At 69.0% G+C, this 20,728-nt stretch carries 19 protein-coding genes and 3 tRNA genes; 7 read left to right on the top strand and 15 right to left on the bottom strand.

The annotated features are described in order from the left end of the window. Positions 1-73 precede the first annotated feature (73 nt). Together AB0G04_RS31560 and AB0G04_RS31555 are read left to right on the top strand one after the other, a co-directional pair. Positions 74-922 carry a helix-turn-helix transcriptional regulator gene (locus tag AB0G04_RS31560; RefSeq protein WP_360990084.1) on the top strand — a complete coding sequence of 283 codons (849 nt, stop codon included), beginning with the start codon at positions 74-76 and terminating at the stop codon, positions 920-922. 37 nt (positions 923-959) lie between these two features. Further along, entirely contained in the window at positions 960-1,175 is a 216-nt protein-coding gene (locus AB0G04_RS31555) for a DUF397 domain-containing protein (protein WP_106315195.1), read from the top strand. 246 nt (positions 1,176-1,421) lie between these two features. Here AB0G04_RS31555 and AB0G04_RS31550 read toward each other — a convergent pair whose 3' ends face one another. Next, positions 1,422-2,201: a hypothetical protein gene (locus tag AB0G04_RS31550; protein ID WP_360990081.1), complete on the bottom strand. Its 780-nt coding sequence runs from the start codon at positions 2,199-2,201 to the stop codon at positions 1,422-1,424. A gap of 78 nt (positions 2,202-2,279) precedes the next feature. Then, entirely contained in the window at positions 2,280-2,585 is a 306-nt protein-coding gene (locus tag AB0G04_RS31545; protein ID WP_360990079.1) for a hypothetical protein, read from the bottom strand. A gap of 199 nt (positions 2,586-2,784) precedes the next feature. Here AB0G04_RS31545 and AB0G04_RS31540 point away from each other — a divergent pair, with 199 nt between their 5' ends. After that, positions 2,785-4,605 (top strand): sensor domain-containing diguanylate cyclase, encoded by a 1,821-nt coding sequence (locus AB0G04_RS31540; protein WP_360990076.1) that lies wholly within the window; start codon positions 2,785-2,787, stop codon positions 4,603-4,605. 42 nt (positions 4,606-4,647) lie between these two features. Here AB0G04_RS31540 and AB0G04_RS31535 read toward each other — a convergent pair whose 3' ends face one another. After that, positions 4,648-6,078, bottom strand: a complete 1,431-nt coding sequence (locus AB0G04_RS31535) for a hypothetical protein (protein WP_360990073.1) — start codon at positions 6,076-6,078, stop codon at positions 4,648-4,650. A 148-nt stretch (positions 6,079-6,226) separates the two neighbouring features. Between AB0G04_RS31535 and AB0G04_RS31530 the strand changes: the two genes are divergently transcribed. Then, positions 6,227-6,904: a DUF305 domain-containing protein gene (locus tag AB0G04_RS31530; RefSeq protein ID WP_360990070.1), complete on the top strand. Its 678-nt coding sequence runs from the start codon at positions 6,227-6,229 to the stop codon at positions 6,902-6,904. An 8-nt stretch (positions 6,905-6,912) separates the two neighbouring features. Here the strand turns inward: AB0G04_RS31530 and AB0G04_RS31525 are convergent, their stop codons facing one another. From AB0G04_RS31525 to AB0G04_RS31515, 3 genes are all read right to left on the bottom strand, one after another. Further along, positions 6,913-7,635, bottom strand: coding sequence for an SDR family oxidoreductase (locus AB0G04_RS31525; RefSeq protein WP_360990067.1), 723 nt, complete (start codon positions 7,633-7,635; stop codon positions 6,913-6,915). A gap of 33 nt (positions 7,636-7,668) precedes the next feature. After that, positions 7,669-8,490 (bottom strand): helix-turn-helix transcriptional regulator, encoded by an 822-nt coding sequence (locus tag AB0G04_RS31520; RefSeq protein ID WP_360990064.1) that lies wholly within the window; start codon positions 8,488-8,490, stop codon positions 7,669-7,671. A 222-nt stretch (positions 8,491-8,712) separates the two neighbouring features. Beyond that, positions 8,713-9,903 carry a cytochrome P450 gene (locus AB0G04_RS31515; protein ID WP_360990061.1) on the bottom strand — a complete coding sequence of 397 codons (1,191 nt, stop codon included), beginning with the start codon at positions 9,901-9,903 and terminating at the stop codon, positions 8,713-8,715. A 407-nt stretch (positions 9,904-10,310) separates the two neighbouring features. Between AB0G04_RS31515 and AB0G04_RS31510 the strand changes: the two genes are divergently transcribed. Further along, positions 10,311-11,861 (top strand): sulfatase, encoded by a 1,551-nt coding sequence (locus tag AB0G04_RS31510; protein ID WP_360990058.1) that lies wholly within the window; start codon positions 10,311-10,313, stop codon positions 11,859-11,861. Here the strand turns inward: AB0G04_RS31510 and AB0G04_RS31505 are convergent. The 3 genes from AB0G04_RS31505 to AB0G04_RS31495 all read right to left on the bottom strand — a co-directional run bounded on the left by AB0G04_RS31505 (position 11,854) and on the right by AB0G04_RS31495 (position 12,840). Then, positions 11,854-12,492, bottom strand: a complete 639-nt coding sequence (locus tag AB0G04_RS31505; protein ID WP_360990055.1) for an NAD(P)H-dependent oxidoreductase — start codon at positions 12,490-12,492, stop codon at positions 11,854-11,856. The genes AB0G04_RS31510 and AB0G04_RS31505 overlap by 8 nt on opposite strands. Positions 12,493-12,645: 153 nt before the next feature. Beyond that, positions 12,646-12,718 (bottom strand) — tRNA-Lys (locus AB0G04_RS31500). Between the two features lie 49 nt (positions 12,719-12,767). Further along, positions 12,768-12,840: transfer RNA gene (locus AB0G04_RS31495), tRNA-Lys, on the bottom strand. 141 nt (positions 12,841-12,981) lie between these two features. Here AB0G04_RS31495 and AB0G04_RS31490 point away from each other — a divergent pair. Together AB0G04_RS31490 and AB0G04_RS31485 are read left to right on the top strand one after the other, a co-directional pair. After that, a complete protein-coding gene (locus AB0G04_RS31490) occupies positions 12,982-14,202 on the top strand; it encodes an Ig-like domain-containing protein (RefSeq protein WP_360990052.1) in 1,221 nt (406 codons plus the stop codon). Between the two features lie 213 nt (positions 14,203-14,415). Next, positions 14,416-15,603 (top strand): Ig-like domain-containing protein, encoded by a 1,188-nt coding sequence (locus AB0G04_RS31485; RefSeq protein WP_360990049.1) that lies wholly within the window; start codon positions 14,416-14,418, stop codon positions 15,601-15,603. A 117-nt stretch (positions 15,604-15,720) separates the two neighbouring features. Here the strand turns inward: AB0G04_RS31485 and AB0G04_RS31480 are convergent, their stop codons facing one another. The 6 genes from AB0G04_RS31480 to AB0G04_RS31455 all read right to left on the bottom strand — a co-directional run bounded on the left by AB0G04_RS31480 (position 15,721) and on the right by AB0G04_RS31455 (position 20,570). Next, entirely contained in the window at positions 15,721-16,506 is a 786-nt protein-coding gene (locus AB0G04_RS31480) for a hypothetical protein (protein ID WP_360990047.1), read from the bottom strand. Continuing rightward, on the bottom strand, positions 16,499-17,017 hold the full coding sequence (locus AB0G04_RS31475; protein WP_360990044.1) for a SigE family RNA polymerase sigma factor: 519 nt from the start codon (positions 17,015-17,017) through the stop codon (positions 16,499-16,501). The genes AB0G04_RS31480 and AB0G04_RS31475 overlap by 8 nt, the downstream gene beginning before the upstream one ends. An 80-nt stretch (positions 17,018-17,097) precedes the next feature. Continuing rightward, a complete protein-coding gene (locus AB0G04_RS31470; protein ID WP_360990041.1) occupies positions 17,098-18,375 on the bottom strand; it encodes a cellulose binding domain-containing protein in 1,278 nt (425 codons plus the stop codon). Between the two features lie 177 nt (positions 18,376-18,552). Further along, positions 18,553-18,628 (bottom strand) — tRNA-His (locus AB0G04_RS31465). A 79-nt stretch (positions 18,629-18,707) separates the two neighbouring features. Next, the gene (orn, locus tag AB0G04_RS31460) at positions 18,708-19,298 is read right to left on the bottom strand and encodes an oligoribonuclease (RefSeq protein ID WP_360990038.1); all 591 of its coding nucleotides are present in this window, start codon (positions 19,296-19,298) and stop codon (positions 18,708-18,710) included. 204 nt (positions 19,299-19,502) lie between these two features. Continuing rightward, a complete protein-coding gene (locus tag AB0G04_RS31455) occupies positions 19,503-20,570 on the bottom strand; it encodes a winged helix DNA-binding domain-containing protein (protein WP_360990035.1) in 1,068 nt (355 codons plus the stop codon). Positions 20,571-20,728 lie beyond the last annotated feature (158 nt).

The raw sequence follows: 20,728 nt of genomic DNA, 5'->3' as shown, positions 1-20,728 counted from the left end.
TCATGAATGAGGCGGACTGGAGCATGAGGGAGCGGTCGTAGTATCGACTTCATCAGGACCATAGGGAGTCCAGGTGTCCGATATCGAGGGTCCGACGCTGCGACGCCGCCGGCTCGGCGCGGAGCTCAAACGATGCCGGGAATCAGCCGGCCTCACTCAACAGGACGTGTCCCGTCATTTCGAGTGGCACTCCGCCAAGGTCACCCGCATCGAGACCGCGCGGGTCGCGGTCACCCCGCGGGACGTCCGTGACCTGCTCACCCTCTACAACGTGCGGGATCAGAGCTATCGCGAGGCCCTGGTCGAACTGGCCCGGATGTCCCGGGAGCGCACCTGGTGGACGGACTATCGCGACATCATGCGCCCGGGCAACTTCGTCGGCCTGGAGGCCGCGGCCTCGGCGGTGCGCACCTGGGAGCCGGTGATCGTGCCCGGCCTGCTGCAGACTCCCGCATACATGCGGTCACTGATGAGAAGCGGTCGGCCCGATGACCCGCAGGAACACATCGACCGGCGGATCAGTCTGCGCCTGACCCGGCAGGGCCGGCTGCGCAGCGAGCGCCCACTGGAGTTCTCCGCATTCATCGACGAATCCGTTGTTCGGCGGGTAATCGGCGGCGAGGACGTCATGGCCGAGCAACTCAAGCATTTGATCGAAGCATCGAAATTGCCGAACGTATTCTTGAGAATTCTGCCGTTCACAGCCGGCGAACACCTGTTCCTCAGCGGCCCGGCCACCCTATTGGAGTTCCGAGAGACCACCCATATGGATGTTGTTTATATGGAAGGCCTTGCGGGAGACTTGTACGAGGAACAGCCAGACATGGTTGACTGGTATCGGCAGGAGTTCGAGCGATTGAGCGCCAAGGCGCTCGACCATCGCACGACCATAAAGATGATCGAGAGTCTGCTCGTCGCTTAGCACTCCCGAAGATTTTTCAGAAAGGGAGGTGCTTGAGTTGCGCGCGCACCAGATCGATGGTGCTGTCTGGAAGAAGGGCAGCCGTAGCAACGGCAGCGGCGGCAACAACTGTGTCGAGGTCGCTTTCCTCGATCAGGGAATTGCCGTCCGTGACAGCAAGGACCGAACAGGTCCGGCCCTCATGTTCACATCGGCGGAGTGGACCGCCTTCGTGGACTCTGCCAAGGACGGCGAATTCGACATCGTTTCGTGAGAGCCTACCGATAGGTGCGCAACGATGGAAGAGCTGATCCGAGGCTCGACTTTCACGATGTGCACCCGGAGGGTGTCACAGCGTCCCGGCACCGGGGCGCTGTGACACGGGCCGGCCCGGTCGCGAACAGCGACCGGGCCATCACGCTTTATTAGGACCCGGAAACGCTCTCACGTTCATTTTCTACGATTTCCGCAGCCGACCTTGAACGGTTGGTGACGGTCATTCCCGAGGGTGTTCGGCAGGCTACGCGCGGCCATGATGAAGATCGGCCAGTCTGACCACACGCGCCGCATCGACAGCAGTCACTGTGCGCGACGAGATTCGCGATTCGGCCAGTACGGCCTCGCGCCGCAGGCTGTCCCGGCCACGGCGAGCCAGCTGCACGTCGTGCCAGGCGGCGCGCTCAGCGGCGACCGCGGCTCGATGCACCCACTCCAGATGCGCCGCCGCCGCACGCTGCAGCACCAGCTCCTGTTCCACCGGGTGCAGCCGTGGGTCCCACCCGCCACAGCCGGCCAGGACGTCCGCCAGCGCGGTCGCCGGCAGCTCGCCCCGGGCCACGGCCGCACGTACCCCCTCATGCAGGAAACGCTCGCGGAACGCGTACTCCGCAGGGTCCTGAGGTGTCCACGGCGTACCGAAGGGCGCCGCAGCCCGGCTGTGCGTCCAGCGCGCGCCGGCCTCCCGCCAGGCCGCCCCCGTCGCGTCCACCCGATCGGCGGCCGCCTGCCAGAACTCCTGCCAGCGGTCGACCGCCCCGGCCGCCCGGGTCGCCGCGACCCGGACCTCCTGGGCGTACCGCACCGCCTGCGCCACCTCCGCCTGCCGGCGGGCCCGCCGGACTTCCCGGCGCTCACGGTGCCGGCGCACGAAAGTCGCCGTCTCCAGCAGGGCCATGCGTGGGTTGCGCACACCGTCCGGATTCGCCAGAACAACGAGCGCGGGCAGGGTGAACAGCATCAACACGGCCCAGATGGCCATCGGGGCGGGCTCGTTCAGCAGCATCTCGGCGAGAACGTTCATGGCAGGGTCGTCCGCTCGTCCGCAGGAATCACACAGGGCACGCCTGACCCCGCGCGGCCCGGCAGCGCCGGCGGGGTCTCAGGCGGCGAACGGCGGAGCGCGGGAACCCGCGGCGTCAGCGGCGATCCGGCCGGTCAGCGCGGTGGCGCGAGCGGCGGGGACGGTGGGCACGGCGGTTGGTTCCGCGACCGGTTCGGCGGCGGTCCGGGCCGGCGACGCCTCAGCGGTACGGGCCACATGCTCGGCCCCCGATGCGGAGACGGTCACGGGGCTGGGGGCGGGTGCAGTGGCCACCACGGCCCGGTGCGGCGAGAACAGCGCCAGGAACAGCGCGAACAGCACCGGCAACGACCGGGACAGCACGCTGCGCCGGGTTGTCGTCATGTCGCTAAACGTACAGGTATCGCACCTAAAGTCCGTTTCACCGCGCCGCCGATCAAGGCCCCGTTCTGTCACGTTTGGTCGGTATTACTCCTGACCTAGGGTTTCCTTGACCGGAACGGATCACTCACGTCCGACCGGCGACGGCCGATGGAAAGTTCCGACCGGAAGCCATCCGGAGCTGTCGCCGACGGGAGCCCCCATGCCGAAGCGATCCGTGGCCACCGACCCTGTACTCCTGGGTCTCGTGGCCGTCGGTGTGCTCCTGGTGCCCTGGTTCCTGCGCCACGGCGAGGAGCGGACCGCCTCCTGGGTCATCCAGACCGCCATCGACGCGGCGAACATGTACTTCATGTGGCGGACCGCGGTCCATCCGGCCATGACGGCGGCCGGCCGCCGGTTCTGGTGGGCCGCGGTGATCGGATCCGCCTTCTGTGTGGCAGGTGACGGCTATCAGACCGTCCTGCTGCTCGCCGACCCCTCCATGACAACGATCAGCGTGGTGCAGACCGGGTTGATCGTCACCGGCATGGCGATCGTCGTCGGGGCGATGCTGCGGCATCCGCTCGGCGGCGCGGGCCGGCAGCGGCTACGGCTCTGGTTCGACGCCACCACGGTGCTCACCGGCGTTGCGGTCTTCCTCTGGTACTTCATTCTGGCAACCGACCTGAGCGGGCGGCAGGCCGCCGATCGCTGGGGCGCCGCGGCTACCGCCGTGGTCATGTTGCTCGTGACATTCGGGCTGCTCAAGCTGATCCTCAGCGGGACGGCGCCGTTCACCCGGTCGGCCGGGATCGCCGCGGCGCTGGGCGTGACCGGCACGGCGTTCACCGCACCGCTGGTCACCGGCCTGATCGGTGACCTGAGTCCCGGCGGCACGATCGTCGTCCAGTTGCTGCCGTGCGTGCTCGCGTCGGCCGCCTTCCGGCTGCAGCAGCTGCAGGTGTGGCGGCTCGCCGACCGGGAGACGGCCGGCATGACGGGGCGGTCCAGCCGGCTGCCGTACCTCGCCGTGGTCGCCACCCAGATCCTGCTCGTCGTCTCACTGCTGGAGAACGACGTCGACATGCGGGTCCGGGGCGTGGCCCTCGGCGCCGTGGTGATCACCGCACTGGTGCTGGGCCGGCAGGTCGCCGCGCTGCGGGACAACGAACGGCTGCTCACCGAACTGGACGGGCAGGCGGAACGCTTCCGCGCCCTGGTGCAGAACACCTCCGACCTGACCCTGGTCGTCGCCTACGACGGGACGGTCCAGTACGCCAGCCCGGCCGCCTTCAGGGTACTGGGGGTGCGCGACGACGCATTGGTCGGCACGTCGCTGCACGACCGTACCCACCCCGGGGACGAGGCCGTGGTGGCCGAGCTGGCCGCGCGGCTGGCCGCCCAGCCCGGCACCGGCATCAGTACCCACGTGCGGTGGCAGCACGCGGACGGGTCGTACCGATGGCTCGACGTGGTCACCACCGACCTGACCACCAACCCGAACGTCGGTGGCGTCGTCCTGAACGCCCGGGACGCCACCGAGGCCCGCGCCCTGCATGACGAACTGCACCGGCAGGCCACCCACGACGCGCTGACCGGGCTCGCCAACCGGGTGCTGCTGAACCGGAGGCTGAACGCCTCCACCGAGCCGGTCAGCATGCTGCTGATCGACCTGGACGGCTTCAAGGAGATCAACGACCGGCTCGGGCATCACACCGGCGACCTGGTCCTGCAGGAGGTGGCACACCGGCTGACCGGAATGCTCGGCACCGGGGAGCTCGCCGCCCGCCTGGGTGGTGACGAGTTCGCCGTACTGCTGCCGGGAACCGGGGCGACGGCGGCCGGACGGCTGGCCGAGCGGATCGCCGCGGTGGTCGCCGAACCGATGCCGATCGGGGGCGAACTGCTCACCGTCGGCGCCAGTGTCGGTGTCTCGGCCGGTACGCCGGGTGACGACCTGCTCCGTGCGGCCGACGCCGCGATGTACCGGCGCAAGCGCGAACGCAAGGATCAGCGCCACCTCACGACGAAGCCGGTGTGACCCGGGCGGGTCACACCGGCTCCTCAGCCGAGAATCCTCAGATCACCACTTGCGGTAATCGGTCTGAGTCTGGGCGTTGAACTGCCACGTCCGCTTCCGCTCCGCACGGTCGATGCGGCGGTCGCTGACCTCCAGGACGTCGAAGCCCTTCTGGATGTCGTTGGAGTAGATGAAGCCGTTGTACCAGTACGCCGACCACGAGCCACCCAGGATCGAGCGCTCGAGGCTCAGCGGGCCCCGCTCCCAGTACGCGATCTCCACCGGCTTGCGCGAGTTGGTGAAGTCCCAGATCGAGATGCCGCCCTGGTACCACGCCTGGACCATGATGTCGCGGCCCTTGACCGGGATCAGCGAGCCGTTGTGGGCCACGCAGTTCTCGGTCGGCGCGTTGTCGCGCGGAATCTTGAAGTAGCTGCGGAACTCCAGCTTGCGCTTGCTGCCCTTGCCGGTGATGTCGTAGATCGCGTCCGCACCCTTGGTGTCGCCGATGGTCGGCAGGCACTCAGCGCCGGCGCCGCCACCGAGCTCGTCGGTGAAGACCACCTTGGTGGCGTCGTTGTTGAACGTCGCCGAGTGCCAGAACGCGAAGTTCTCCGCGTCCCGGACCGTCGTGATCACCTTGGGGGCGTACGGCTTGGAGATGTCCAGCAGCACACCGTCGCCCATGCAGGCGCCGGCCGCGATGTTCTTCTCCGGGTACGCGGTGATGTCGTGGCAGCCGGACGTCGTACGGCTGTCGGCGTCACCGGGGAAGCCGCCGTCCGGGAAGAGGACCGGAGCTGAGATCAGCTTCGCCTCGGCCGGCTTCTTCAGCGGAACACGGACAATCGAGATCTTGTCGTGCGGCTGCTTGCAGTTCGGCAGGTCCACCACGTCGAGGTTGTACGACGAGACGTAGGCGTACACCGAGCGGTCCCAGCCCTTGCCCGGCACCAGCGTCAGCGTGTGCGAGCCGCAGTCGGTCTTGACGGCCGACACGTACTTCGGGTTGCGCGGGTCGCTGATGTCGAAGACCTTGATGCCCTCCCACCGCGGCGTCTCCGGCGGCGCGGAGCTCGGCACCGGCGTGCTGTTGCACGAGTCGTCGCTGCGGATCGAGTCGGTCCCCAGGAACAGCAGGTTGCCGTAGATCGAGATGTCGTTCTGCGCTCCGGGGCAGAGGAGCTGCGTGATCTGCACCGGGTCGCGCGGGTTGCTCAGGTCGTAAACGGTGAAACCGTTGTAGTTGCCCGCATAGGCGTACTTGCCCTGGAAAGCCAGGTCGGTGTTGAACGCGTTCTCCGGAGCAAACGCCCCGTTCTTCGGGTCATTGTTGATCAGCTTGATGTTCGGGCTGCTACGGATCTCGTCCACACCTGGGATGTCCGCCGGGTCGGCCTGAGCCGGGGCGGAAACCAAGAAACTGGACAGAACCGCCGCTGCTCCGATAGCTGCCAGGCGCATGAACCGCCCTCGTGGGGCAGAGTGCCTCATGAAGCTCCTTCCGGGCTGCTTCGGGCTTGCTGCAGCACCGGTGACGCACGGCGAGTCGTGTCGCCCGCACCCCCGGTGATAGCGATGTCGATCGTTACGATAACTGTCGCGGACCGATCGTGGGGGCCGCCTGCCGGAAAGGAAATACATGCAACACCGACGCGCATGGGGCCTGACCGCCGCAACCCTGGTCCTTCTGGGAACCATCGGGCTGATCGTGGTCTCCCGGTCCGGCGACGAGCCCCGCCCGGCGAGCGCGCCGGCGAGCGCGCCGTCCGCCTCCTCCTCACCGGCCCGCGTCATCGTCCCCGGTAAACCGGGGGAATCGGCGACCGTCACCGACTCCGACAAGGTGCAGGCACCGGACGGCACGCCGTACAACAAGGCCGACGTCACCTATGCCCAGATGATGATCGCCCACCACGCGCAGGCACTGGTCATGGCCGATCTTGCACCCGACCGGGCGGCGGCGGCGGGTGTCAAGAACATCGCGGCCCGGATCACCGCCGCGCAGGGCCCGGAGATCTCGGTCCTGCGCAGCTGGCTGAGCGATCGCGGGCAGCCCGAGTCGGACCCCGCCCACGATCACGCGACCATGCCCGGCATGCAGTCCGACACGGCCGTCGCCGAACTGACCGCGGCCCGCGGTGCCGACTTCGACCGCCGGTTCGTCGCGATGATGACCGAACACCACCGCGGTGCGCTCACCATGGTCGGCGACCTCTTCAAGAGCGGCTCCGACGAGCGGCTCTCCAAGATGGCCAAGGAGACCGCCATCGAGCAGGACGTCGAGATCCGCCGGATGGCCGACCTGAAGGTGAGCTGACCCCCGGCTCAGAGCAGCATGCCGCCGGAGGCCTCGATCCGCTGACCGGTGACCCAGCCGGTACCCGGGCCGAGCAGAGCCGCGACCAGGCCGGACACGTCGGACGGCGCACCGATCCGGCCCATCGCGGTCAGGCCACCGAGGTGGGCGCGGACCCGCTCGTCGTCGCGCAGCTGACCACCGCCGAACTCGGTGCCGACCGGCCCCGGCGCCACCACGTTGGCGGTGATGCCGCGCGGGCCGACCTCCTTGGCGAGGTATCGGGTGAAGACCTCGACGGCGCCCTTCATCGAGGCGTAGGCGGCGTAGCCGTCGCTGGTGAAGCGGGCCAGCCCGGTCGAGAAGTTCAGGATCCGGCCGCCGTCGGCGATCAGCGGCAGCAACTTCTGGGTCAGGAAGAACACGCCACGGAAGTGCACGTCGAGCATCTCGTCGAAGGCCTCGACCGGGGTCTCGGCGATGGAGCCGGCCCGGCCGACACCGGCGTTGTTGACCAGGAAGTCGAAGTCGGTACGGCCGAACCGGTCGGCGAGCACCTGCCGCAGCGCGGTGACGAACTGGTCGTACGACCCGATGTCACCGACGTGGAGCGGCAGTGCGACCGCGTCGATCTTCTCCCCCGGGTCGCCCCGGTGGGTGTAGACCACCTCGATGCCGGCGTCGGCGAGGGCCAGGGCGGTGGCCCGGCCGAGTCCGCGGTTCCCGCCGGTGATCAGGGCGATTCTGGACATGGTGCGGCCTTCTTTCGTACGAGGAGGAAGGTGTCAGGCGCCGACGGCGGCGAGCAGCTGGAGCTTCTCGTGGCTCGGTGAGCCGGGCGCCGCGGTGAAGACCAGCAGTGTCTGGAGCTGGTCCGGGTCGTGCAGGGTCTGGCAGTAGAGGTCGAGCGGGCCGAGCTCGGGATGCAGCAGGGTCTTGCGGTCGGTGTGTGCCAGGCCGATCTCGTGCCCGGCCCAGATCGCGGCGAACTCGTCGCCGGCCGTCAGCAGGGCGTCGACGATCTCACCGGCCCGGCCGTCCGGCTCGACGGCGTAGACGCCCCGCAGCTGCGCCGCGAAGATCCGCCCCTGCCGCTCGTGGTGCTCGGCCGGGTACAACCGCCGGGACGCCGGGTCGGTGAACCAGCGGTACCAGGCGCTCCGGGCCAGGCCGGTGAACCGGGTCTCGTCGCCGACCAGGGCCCGGGCCGGCGGCGTCTGCAGAAGCGTCTCGCCGTACCGGCCGATGATCATTGCCGGGGTGTCGCCGAGCCGGTCGAGGATCCGCATCATGCCGGGGCCGACGTGGTCGCCACGGGAGACCCGCTGCGGAGCCGGGTGCCCGCCGAGCGTGAACAGGTGGTCGCGTTCGGCGAGGGTCAGGTGCAGCGCCCGGGCGATCGCGGCGAGCATCTGCTCGGACGGCTGCGGGCCGCGTTGCTGCTCGATCCGTCCGTAGTAGTCGGCCGACATCCCGGCCAGCGCCGCCACTTCCTCGCGGCGCAGGCCACCGGTGCGCCGTCGAGGGCCGCGCGGAAGTCCCACGTCCTCCGGTCCGAGCGCCTCGCGCCTGGTCCGGAGGAAATCCGCGAGCTGCGCCCTGTCCATGTCGTGATCGTCCCGTCCCCGCCGGCGTTCCCGGTCGTGCCGGGAACAGCTTGACCCGCGCGAGCGCGCCGATCGATCGTGCTGGGAACAGCTTGGCCTGTGCGAGCGGGCGGATGAAGGACGCGGACATCCCCGGATCGATGATCCCTGGACAGGGGTCAACCGCGCGGCAGCGCCGCCCGGATCCGATCGGCGGCCCGGGCCGGGGTGTCGCGGACCGGACTACAGCCGGACGGGCAGGGTGTACAACCCGCGCAGCAGGGTGCCAGGCCGCCAGGGCAGCTCGTCGGCGTCGGCCGCGAGCCGCAGATCCGGGAATCGGTCGAGCAGTGCGGTGAACGCGATCTGAGCCTCCAGCCGGGCCAGCGGGGCGCCGAGGCAGTAGTGGATGCCGTGCCCGAAGGCCAGGTGCGGGTTGCCGGTGCGGTCCAGCCGCAGGTCACCGGCGTCCGGGAAGCGGTCCTCGTCACGGTTCGCGGAGAGCAGGACCACGACGACCGGTTCGCCGGCCTCGATCGTGACGCCGCCGATCTCCAGCCGCTCGGTGGCCATCCGGAACGTCGAGGTCTCCACCGGGCCCTCGAACCGGAGGAACTCCTCGATCGCGGTCGGCAGCAGGTCACGGTCGGCCCGCAACCGCTCCCAGCGCTCCCGGTCGCGCAGCAGCAGCCAGGCACCGTTCCCGATCAGGTTGACGGTGGTCTCGTGGCCGGCGATGAGCAGCAGGAACACCATCGAGGAGAGTTCCTCGGCGGAGAGCCGGTCGCCCTCGTCACGCACCTGGATGAGCCCGGCGAGCAGGTCGTCGCCACCGTGCTCGCGCCGGTCGGCGAGCAGCGTACCGATGTACCCGACCATCTCCTTGATCGCCGGGTTCAGCCGGTCGCCTGCCATCGCACCGGAGACGATCACGTTCGACCACTCGCGGAAGGCGTCCCGGTCGGCGGACGGCACCCCGAGCAGCTCGCAGATCACCTGGATCGGCAGGGGGAACGCGAACGCGTCGATCAGGTCGGCCTCCTCCGCCCCGTCCAGCGCGTCCAGCAGCCCGGTGGTGATCTCCTCGATCCGCGGGCGCAGCCCTTCGATCCGGCGGGCGGTGAACGCGGCGGAGACGAGACGGCGCAGGCGGGTGTGGTCCGGCGGGTCGACGGCGAGCATGTGCCGGGAGATCTGCGCGGTGATGCTCGGCTGGCCCGCGCTCGCCGAGCCCACCGCCTGGATCGACTTGGACAGCCGCGGGTCGGCCAGGGCGCGGCGGGCGTCGTCGTAGCGGGTGACCAGCCACGCGTGCAGGCCGCTGGGGAGTCTGACGCGGTGGACCGGTCCGGTGCGGCGCATCCGCGCGTACACCGGATGGGGGTCGTTCTGGAACGCCGGGTCGGTGAAATCGATCTGGAGATCCTGGGTCATCGCGCCCTCCGGGCCGCCGGGAACCGGATTACGACGATACCCGTCGATACTTCTCGGGGCGGCCCCGCGTGGCTCAGAACGGGCGCCGGCACACTGCCCGTGGGGCGCGGGGCGGACGGATCGGCAGGTACGGGCGGCGGGCGGCGGGCCGCCGGGGCCGGCGCGGTCGCGGATCCGCCGACGCGACGACGATCACGACGTACGCCCGGGACTGTTCGGCATCGGCCACTGGTACTGATCACCTCCGGGGAAGGTGTCCACTATCCGCTCTCCGGGCCGCGGGCCGGCGCTCGTTCAGCGTTTCTTAAAGATCATCTGTGGGAGAGGTAAGCAACCTCCGAATCCGTGCGACATCCCGGCCGATTACCCTCCTGGGAACCTCTCGCAGATGGAGTAACCGCGCCGCCATGCCCTTGCGCACTCTCGGATATCTCACAGTCGTCGCGTCGTTGCTGACCGCGGCCGGATGCGGCGCGAGTCCCGAGCCCCGCAGCGGGACGCGACCCTCGGCGAGCGCCTCGTCCCTGCCACCGGTCGCACCCCCAAGCGCCCCGGGCGGCCCCGAATCGGTGTCACCCGTCCGGCCGAACATCGTGTTCGTTCTCGTCGACGACCTGTCGATGAGCCTGGTGCCGTACATGCCCAACGTGCGGAAACTGCAGCGGGAGGGCACGACGTTCACCAACTACACGGTGACCGATTCGCTGTGCTGCCCGTCGCGCGCCTCGATCCTCAAGGGCCAGTTCCCGCACAACACCGGCATCGTGAAGAACCATGGATCGGACGGCGGATTCCGGCTCTTCCACAGCCGTGGCCAGGAGAAATCGACCTTCGCGACCGATCTGCAGGCGGCCGGCTACCGTACGGCGTTCCTCGGCAAGTACCTGAACCAGTACTTCCCCCACCTGACCATGGGTACCGGCAAGCCGTATGTCCCGCCGGGCTGGGACCAGTGGTTCGCCGGCGGCAACGACTACCGCAACTTCAACTACTCGCTCAACGAGAACGGCACGGTCGTCAAGTACGGCTCGGAGCCGAAGGACTACCTGACCGACGTCCTCTCGGCCAAGGCGAACAACTTCGTCACCACCACGGCCGCGACCGGGCAGCCGTTCATGATCGAGGTGTCGACCTACACGCCGCACCACCCGTTCACCCCGGCCCCGCGCGACGCCGCCCTCTTCCCCGGCCTGAAGGCCCCGCGCAACCCGGCGTACGACCGGGTGCCGCAGAACTCGGCGTGGATCGCCCCCACCGCCAAACTGACCAGGGAACAGATCGGCCGGATCGACGGCGACCACCGCAAGAGGGCGCAGTCGGTACAGGCGATCGACCGCATGATCGGCTCACTGCGGGCCACCCTGGCCAAGGCCGGTGTCGCCGACAAGACCGTGATCGTCTTCAGCTCGGACAACGGTTACCACATGGGTGAATACGCGATCCCGGCCGGCAAGCAGACCGCCTTCGACACCGACGTCAACGTGCCCCTGGTGGTGGCCGGGCCCGGGATCGGCGCCGGACGCCGGGTCGACCTGCTCGTGGAGAACATCGACCTGCGGCCCACGTTCAACGAGTGGGCCGGGCTGCCCGCACCGCAGGAGGCGGACGGGCAGAGCTTCGGACCGCTGCTGTCCGGCACCGTGCCGGCCGAGTGGCGGACCGCGGCGCTCATCGAGCACCACGATCCGGCCACCGACCCGAAGGACCCGGACTTCCAGAAGGACTCGGCGAGCATCCCGCCGTCCTACGACGCGCTGCGCACCGCCACCTTCACCTACGTCGAGTACGTGGACGGTGCCGTCGAGTACTTCGACCGCAAGGCGGACCCGTACATGGTCAACAACATCGCCGGCACGCTCAGCGAGGAGCGGCTCGCCGAACTGCGCACCGCGGTACGCGGCCTCGCCACCTGTGTCGGAGCCGACGCCTGCTGGAAGGCTTCGAGGACGGTCAGCTGAACGCCGAACCCGGCCAGATCACGGGCTGCTGGCCGGGCATGTCCCGCCGGTTCACCACCGGGTACACGCTGGAGTGCGCCTGCCAGTTCGGCTGCGGCCTCGGCCGGGTCTCGGCCACGGCCCGGACCAGCGCCCGCAGCACGTCCTGCAGGCCCATGAGCAGCCGCTCGTCGGTGACGACGCCGGTCGCGTCGACCGCGGCCATCTCCAGCGGGATCCGGATGCAGGCGGGCCGCAGCAGCCGGGCGTTGCCGTGGCCGAGCACCGCCTCGAGAGCCGCCCGGGCGCCGTCGTCCCGGCCGGGGCCGACCACGGACAGCCAGGCGGCCGGTTTGTGATCGAGTTCACCCCCGTCGACCAGCCAGTCGAGCAGATTCTTCAGGCTGCCGGGCAGGGAGCCGGCGTACTCGGGTGTGCTGAACAACACGGCGTCAGCCGCGGCCACCCGGGCCCGTAGTGCGGCGACCGGGCCGGACGGCTGCTCACCGGGAACGAAGGCGGGCAGGTCACGGAGACCGTCGTACAGGATCGCGGTGATCTCCGGTGGCGCGAACCGAGCCGCCGTGCGCAGCGCCGCGGTTTGCAGGGACCCCTCCCGGGTGCTTCCCGAGATCAGCAGGACGCAGGTCATGACGCCGACCATACGACCCCGGGAGGCCGATTTCGGGGGCCCGGACGGGTGGTGGAGTGGCCGGTATCCGACCCGATGACCCCGAGCGACCCATAATTCGAGTCTGAAAAGCATCGAGGCCCCACCTGAATCAGGTAGGGCCTCGATCTGCTGTGCGCCGCGTAGGACTCGAACCTACAACCCGCGGATTAAGAGTCCGCTGCTCTGCCAGTTGAGCTAGCAGCGCGTTTCAACCGGAAAAACGTTAGCACACCGGTCAGTGTTAGCAGGAAGAGTGCGCCGCGTAGGACTCGAACCTACAACCCGCGGATTAAGAGTCCGCTGCTCTGCCAGTTGAGCTAGCAGCGCTCTGCCGTGCAACGAGGAAAACGGTAGCACGGTCTGGGAAGATCCTTGAAATCGGCCGGAAGGCACCGCAAGGGGGACCCACTACTTGCGTCCATGCGTCAGGATGTCTGCGCTGAGAACTCAAGAACGGGGCCCCCGACAATGGTTGACCTCCGCCGCTCACTGGCGGCGATCATGGCGATTGGCCTGATCGCTCCCCTCGCCGCGTGTGGCGACGACGAAAAGCCGACCCTCTCCGACCCGGCCGCCGCCGCCAGCGCCGGCCCCGGCGCCTCGTCCGCGCCGATCACCGAGAGCACCACCGCGGCCGGGCCGGTCACGCTGGCCATCACGCCGGCTGCGAACAAGAAGAACGTCCCGGTCAGCGCCGAGATCGGCGTCAAGGTCAGCGGGGGCGGGGTGTCCTCGGTCACGCTCACCGACGCCAAGGGCAAGGCGGTCTCCGGCAAGCTGCGCGAGGACGGTTCGGCGTGGGTGCCGGACAAGCCTCTCAAGACCCGGCAGAAGTACGCCGCCAAGGTCGTCGCCACCGGTGCGGACGGCCGGAGCACCACCGCCACCACGTCGTTCACCACGATGGGTTCGCCCGGCCGGGAGACCGGTACCGGTCTCTACCTGTTCGACGGCAACACCTACGGCGTGGCCATGCCGGTCGTCGTCGAGTTCAACCCGGGCATCAAGAAGGCCGACCGCGCCGCCGTGCAGAAGCGGATGTTCGTGGAGACCTCCCCGGTGCAGGAGGGTGTCTGGTCGTGGACCGACACCGGCACCCAGGCGTACTACCGCGGGCCGGAGTACTGGCAGACCGGCACGACGATGAAGGTGCGGATCGGAGTCGGCGGCCACCCGACCGGCGGCGGGCGCTACGGCGACCAGGACCGCTCGGCCACCGTGAAGATCGGCCGCAAGTTCGAGATGAACGTCGACAACGCCACCAAGAAGATGACCGTCCTGCAGGACGGTCAGACGGTCAAGACGTTCCCGGTGAGCCTGGGCAAGAAGAGCACCCCGTCGGTCAGTGGGCGCATGGTGGTGATGGAGAAGAAGGCGGCGACGGTCTTCGACACCACCGACACCGACGGCGCCGACGGTTACCGCACGAACATCGAGTACGCCCAGCGCGTGACGTGGAGCGGTCAGTACATCCACTCGGCACCCTGGTCCGTCGGTGACCAGGGCCGCCGCAACGTCTCGCACGGGTGCATCAACCTGTCCCCGGCGAACGCCCGATGGGTGTTCAGCAAGTCCCTGATCGGTGACCCGATCGTGGTGAAGGGCACCGAGGACAAGCTCGACTACGGCGACGGCTGGACGCCGTGGAACGTGAGCTGGGAGAAGTTCAAGGCCGGTAGCGCCCTGTAATCCTTCGCGCGTGTCGTCTCTCCCCGGCGGGTACATCGATGGCGTTACACCGGTCACGGCACGAAACCGGGATTGGTGCGACGCTGTTTTCGGAGCACTATTGGGCGCCGGGGAGAACGACGCCGTGAGGGGACCATGGAGATGGATGGAATTCGGTCGGCAGAGCGTCCCGCTCGGGTCGGCCGTCGCGGCCGGGGTCCGTGGCGTCTCGCCGTGGCCACGGTCCTCGCGGGCACTCTGCTGCTGACCGCAGCGTGCAGCGGCGACGGCGACAAGGCGTCCTGGCAGGGCGGCGGCGGCAACCCCGAGAGCGGCACGACCTCGCAGTCGGCCGCGCCCGAGCCCGCCCTCAGCACCGTCGCGGTGACCTCCCCCGCGGCTGACGCGAAAAGTGTCGAGCTCTGGTCCGAGGTGAAGTACGACAGCGAGGACCCGGCCAACACCGAGGTCACCGTCACCAACGCCAAGGGCGCGGAGATCAAGGGCACCGTCGACAAGGACGCGAAGCTGTGGCGCCCGACCGAGTCGCTGGCGTGGAACACCAAGTACACGGTCAACGTCAGCACGCCCGCGGCGGACGGCAAGACCAGCACCGCCACCAGTTCCTTCACCACCATGAAGGAGCCGTCGAACCTGGTCCGGGTGACGAGCTTCCTCGCCGACGGGCAGAAGGTCGGCGTCGGCATGCCGCTGATCATGAAGTTCGGCCGCGCCATCCCGGAGAAGTACCGCGCCGAGGTCGAGCGCCGGATGGTGGTCACCGCCACCCCGGCCCAGGAGGGCACCTGGCGCTGGATCAGCGCCACCGAGGTGCACTTCCGCCCGAAGGTGTACTGGAAGGCCAACTCGAAGGTCTTCTACGCGGTCAAGCTCAAGGGCGTGAAGCTGGGCGACGGCTGGTACGGCCGGTCCAACCTCACCGTCGACCTGAACATCGGCCGTGAGCTGATCATGACGGTCAACAACAAGAACAAGCAGATGACCGTCAAGCAGGACGGCAAGGTCATCAAGACGATCCCGGTGAGCCTGGGCAAGAAGAGCACACCGTCGTCGAGCGGCACCATGGTCGTGATGGAGAAGGCGGCGCACACCATCTTCGACACCACCGACGAGGACCCGGTGAACGGCTACAAGACGCCGATCGACTGGGCCCAGCGGATCACCTACAGCGGCCAGTTCATCCACGCCGCGCCGTGGTCCGAGGGCGTGCAGGGCCGCCGCAACGTCTCGCACGGCTGCGTCAACGTCTCCGAGGCGCTGGGCGAGTGGCTCTTCAACCGGACCCTCATGGGCGACGTGATCACGGTCTCCGGCACCGAGGAGAAGCTGAAGAACGGCAACGGCTGGACCGACTGGAACATGAGCTGGGAAGAGTACAAGAAGGGCAGCTACCTGAACTGACGTCCTCCCCGGCGTGACAACGAGAAGGGCCCGGTCGATCCCGAGACCGGGCCCTTCTCGTTGCACTGCTCCCGTCGCCACCGCGCCGGTCCCGTCCTTACCGTGACGGTCTCGCCGTCACCGCGCCGGGAAGGCTCCCGTCACGGTGACCTGCTTCTTTCCCGCGGTGGCCAGCGCTCCGTAAGTGTCCGACGCCGGATCGCGCTCGCCCTCGGCGTGCAGGTACTGGGCCGCGAAGACGTAGCTGCCCGGCGCGAGGGTGCCCTGCTCGAGGCTGAAGCGGTAGACGAGCAGGTTCTTCTCGTCGGACACCGTCGACGTGATCATCGTCTCGGGCACCGTGCTCCACCTGCCGGCGTCCTTGACGCCCTCGGTTTTCACCACGTTGATCACCACCTCGAGCGCGCTGATCGTCTCCGTGGTGGTGAGCGTGATGTTGCCCTGCGCCCAGGTCCCGACCGAATGTCCGTCGATGACCGCCACCGAACTGAGGAAACCGTTCACCGGCTGCCACCGCGGGGTGACCGCGGTGTTCTCCGGGCCCGGCGCATCCGGCTCCTTCGTCCCGCCGTCGCCCTTGTCGTCAGGCGTTCCGCCGGCCGCCGACGGGGACGGTACGGCGGTGGCCCGAGGCGTGGGTGCCGACGAGCCCTCGGTCGCTGCCGGGCTCCGCTCCGGTTCCGGCCGGTCGCCGGCCAGCCTGATCCCGGCGAACCCGGCGACCAGGGTCGCGACCACCGAGGCGGCCGCCGCCACCGGACGCAGTGTCAGGGCCCAGCGTCCGCGGGCCGGTTCGGTGCGTCGCTGGGCGATCCGGGTCAGCATCGCGTCGCGGTCGGCCACATGCCGCTCGGCCTCGTGGCGCAGCACCGTGCCCAGGTCGGGCTGGGGGTGCTCAGCCATGGTGGCCTCCCGTCATCAGCGGCATCCCGCGCAGATACTCACTCAGCTGGGCCGCGCCCCGCGAGGTGTGACTCTTCACCGCTCCGACCGAGATCCCGAGGATCGAGGCGACCTCGCGCTCGGACACGTCGAACGCGTACCGCAGGATCACGCACTCACGACGCCGTTGCGGAAGTCGCTGCAGGGCCGCACGTACGTCCAGGACCGCGGGGGTGTCGCTCTCACCGCGGTCACGACGCAGCAGGCCGAGGCGCAGCAGCCCGGTCCGTTCCCTGGTCTGTTTCTTGATCCATTGACGCGCCAGGTTCGTCACGATGCCGCGAGCGTACGCGGTCGGACTGTCCGCGGCCTGGACCCGCTCCCAGTGCCGCCACACCTCCACGAACGCGTCGGCCGCCAGGTCGTCGGCGGCCTGCGAGTCGCCGGTCACCAGGTAGGCGAGCCGGGACAGGTCGGTGTGATGGTCGTCGAAGAACCGCCGGAAGGCGTATTCGGTGCCAAGGTCGGACAACTCACTGTTCCTGACCGTCGGGGGATACGGGGAGTGCCGGCCGCCCCGGGCCGTGGGGATGGAACCCGGGGCGGCCGAGATCAGCCGATCTTCACGGCGTACGCGCTGGTGTCGAGCTGCCCCGACCCGGTGAAGATCTCGGTGCCGGCCTGGACGCTGGACAGGTACTTGGTCTTGGCGAGCCAACCGCGTGCCACCAGGTCATCGGTGAAGTCGGTGAGGTCCAGGCCGGCAACCGAGGTGTTGGTGGTACGCACGAACGAGTAGACCTCCCAGCCGATGTTGCCGCGGTAGAGGTCCCAGCTGGTGCCCGCGATCGTCACGGTCGCCTGCTTCGTGCCGACCGGTCCCGCCCCGCCGGACCGGTACAGCCACACCATCACCTCGTCGGTCGGGTTGTTCTGCCAGTCCGGGTTCGCCATGTCGTGCAGCCACAGGTCGTAGGCGACGTTCATCGCGCCGGCCGTCTTCTCGGTGACCTTGAAGTTCCAGCTCGCGTTCACTGCCTTACCGGCGCTGAGCCGGACCGGCAGGCCCGTTCCGGCCGGCACCTTCCAGCCCCAGTGCCAGCCGAGCACGGCGCTGGCGTACGACTTCACCTTGGTGTTGTCCCCGGCCCAGGACCACCGGGTGCCCCAGCTCAGGTTGTCGCCGCTCACGCCGTTCTCCCACACGCACTGGGAGCCGGTGCCGTCAGCCTTGCCCCACACGTTGTTGTTCACCCAGTACTTGCCGCGGACCAGGGCCGCGAAGTCGGCGCAGTTCTCCGCTCCCTTGGTCGTGGTCGCCGAGGGAAGGGCTGCCGGGGAAGAGACCGCCGGGGAAGGGGTTGCCGAGGAAGGTGCCGGCGTGGCTGCCGGAGCCGTCGTGACAGTGCGGACGGGGGACGGCGACGCCGGAGCCGTGGTCGTCGCATCGCAGGTCAGATCGTTGACGGTGAACACGGCGGGCACCGCGTTGCTGCCACTCCAGTTGCCGTTGAAGCCGAGAGTCACCTGACCGCCCGGAGCGATGGTCCCGTTCCAGCCGGCGTCCGTCACGGTGACCCGGGTGCCGTTCTGGGTCCAGGTGCCGTTCCAGCCGCCGGCCATCGTCTGCCCGGACGGGAAGGCGAATCCGAGCTGCCACCCGTCGATGTTCGCGCCGCCGGTGTTCCTGATCCGCACGTCGCCGGTGAAGCCGGAGTTCCACTGGCTCGCGACGGAGTAGGTGACCGAGCAGGCGGCGGCGCCGGCGGTCTCGGCGGCGTCGGCGGCGCCGGCGGTCTCGGCGGCGGCGGCGTTGATGACACCGGCGAAGGCGGCCGCGCTGCCGAGGGTCAGCACCGAGAGCGGCACGACGATGCGCTTGGCGAGCATGTGGGGGACTCCTGGGGACGACGGTTGATCCACTCCCCTGTGGCTCGCCGGCCCCGAAAGGTTGCGCGCTACCGCGATAAATTTTCCGGCTTTCCAGGATATGGGAGCGAGCCCACGAGCAAATCGACAGAGCCGGACCAACGAAAAAGGCCCCGTCCGAAGACGGAGCCTTTTGCATGGGGTGATCGACGGGACTCGAACCCGCGACCCCCGGGACCACAACCCGGTGCTCTACCAGCTGAGCTACGACCACCATGCCATCACGGGTAACCAACCCCCGCGGTGCCGTCCAATCATAACGGCCGCCCCCGAGGCCCCGTCGAGCGGGTTACCTACAGTCCCGCGGCGACGGCCTTGGCGGTCTCCACGTCCGGGCCCGGCTGCGGCACGAAGATGGTCCGGCGGTAGTACTCCAGTTCCCGGATGCTCTCCCGGATGTCCGCGAGCGCGCGGTGCGACAGGCCCTTGGCGGGCTGGCCGAAATACACCCGCGGATACCACCGGCGGCACAGCTCCTTGATCGAGGAGACGTCGATCATCCGGTAGTGCAGGTGCGCGTCGAGCGCCGGCATGTCACGGGCCAGGAAGCCACGGTCGGTCGCGATCGAGTTGCCGCAGAGCGGAGCGGTGCGCGGGTTCGGCACATACTCCTTGATGTAGGCCAGGACGGCCTCCTCAGCCTCGGCCATGGTGATCGCCGACCGGCGGACCTCCTCGGTCAGGCCGGACTTGGCGTGCATGTCGCGCACCACCGGCGGCATGGCGTCCAGCGCCTCGTCGTCGGCGTGGATGACCAGATCGACGCCCTCGCCCAACACGTTCAGCTCCGGATCGGTGACCAGAGCCGCGACTTCGATGAGCTTGTCCTTGCCCAGGTCGAGACCGGTCATCTCACAGTCGATCCACACCAGAAGATCCGCCACGCCGACAGCCTACGCCCGGCAGGACGCCGTTGTTCGCCACGTACGGTGCCGCACCCGCTCAACGGGCCGTTTGTCCGGTTTGGTACCCCGACTTCCCACTTCGCCGATTGGCGGGTAAAGTGTACTTAACGGACGAAGCCCCCCTTCGGTTACTCCGTTCCCCCCGGTAATGGGCCCTCCGTGTCGGCAGCGCGGAGGGCCCGTTCATGTCCAGACGATCTCCGGCTCGCTCCCCGGCGCCACGAACCCGATCAACCGGGCCGCCTCCGACTCCACCGCCGAACGGTCCGCGCGCGCCGGCGGCCGGAACGGCGTGATCACGATCCGCGAGCCCTTCCGCTCCCAGGTCGCCGCCACGAATCCGTCTACCAGGACCGTCGGGCGCACGATCGACCAGCCTGGCATCACCAGCGGCCGATCACCCGGGTGCAGGATCCGCGACCGATCCGCGTGACCCAGCACCGCGTTGTCGAACTCCGGCAGGAACACCACCGGCGCCGGACGGTCCGCGTCCTCGATCGGGGCGTCCGGCAGGTCGTACAACTCGATGCCCGCCTCGTCCCGGAAGACCCGCAGCCGTGGGCGAAGGTCTTTGAACAGCGCCGCCAGGCGCGTCAGTCCCGACCAGACCTGGACGTCCTTGACCGAAGCCGGCCCGAACGCCGCCAGATAACGCAGCACCAGCGCCTCCGCGTCGGCCGGGGCGAGCGGCCGGCCCAGCCAGTCCTCCGCGGGAACACATCCGATTCTCCCGCGATGCCCCCACGTCCCGGCCGGCGGCGGGTGCAGAAGAGCAAACCTGAGGTGTACGACGAGAGCCAGCTCACCGAGGCCGGCCTCCGGGAACCGGGCCGCCAGCCGGCGGGCGATCTCCGGGCGGGTCAGCACCCCGCCGGCCATGATCTCCCGCCCGGCCTTCTCGAACTCCGCCGGATCGCAACCGCCCAGCCGCCCGGCCCGCCCGGCCATCCGCTCCAGGGCCGGCTGCAGCGTCGGCCGCAACCACCGGTAGTCCGCCGCCGAACACAGATGCTGGGTGCCGCGGAGCAACGCGCTGCGCACCACGGTCCGATCGTGCAGCAGCCCGGTGAGGTCCTCGAGCCGGAACTCCGACGACCGCGCCCACAGTCCCAGATAGGGCGAGTCCGATTCCTGCCCCTGCACGGCCACGAGACGCTCGACGATGTCGGCCGCCGGGCGTGGGGTCCGTTCGGCGAGCAGCTGCCGTCGTAGGTAGGTCCGATTCAGCACACGCGTGGAGAGCACCGTCATACCTGCGACGCTATGGGACTTTGCGGCCACATCATGACCGCAAAGAGGCGGGCCGCCCCTCTCGGGACGGCCCGCCGTCGTTACTGCTTCAGTCTCCGGTCGCGTCACTCCACCCTCAGATCCGGCTGGCTCCCACCGTTGTCTCACGGGCGCTGAGA

This window comes from Actinoplanes sp. NPDC023801 (assembly GCF_040639655.1).
In the GTDB taxonomy this organism is placed as follows: Bacteria; Actinomycetota; Actinomycetes; order Mycobacteriales; family Micromonosporaceae; genus Actinoplanes.
Note: the sequence above shows the minus strand (reverse complement) of the source record. Positions and strands in the feature narration are given on the sequence as shown.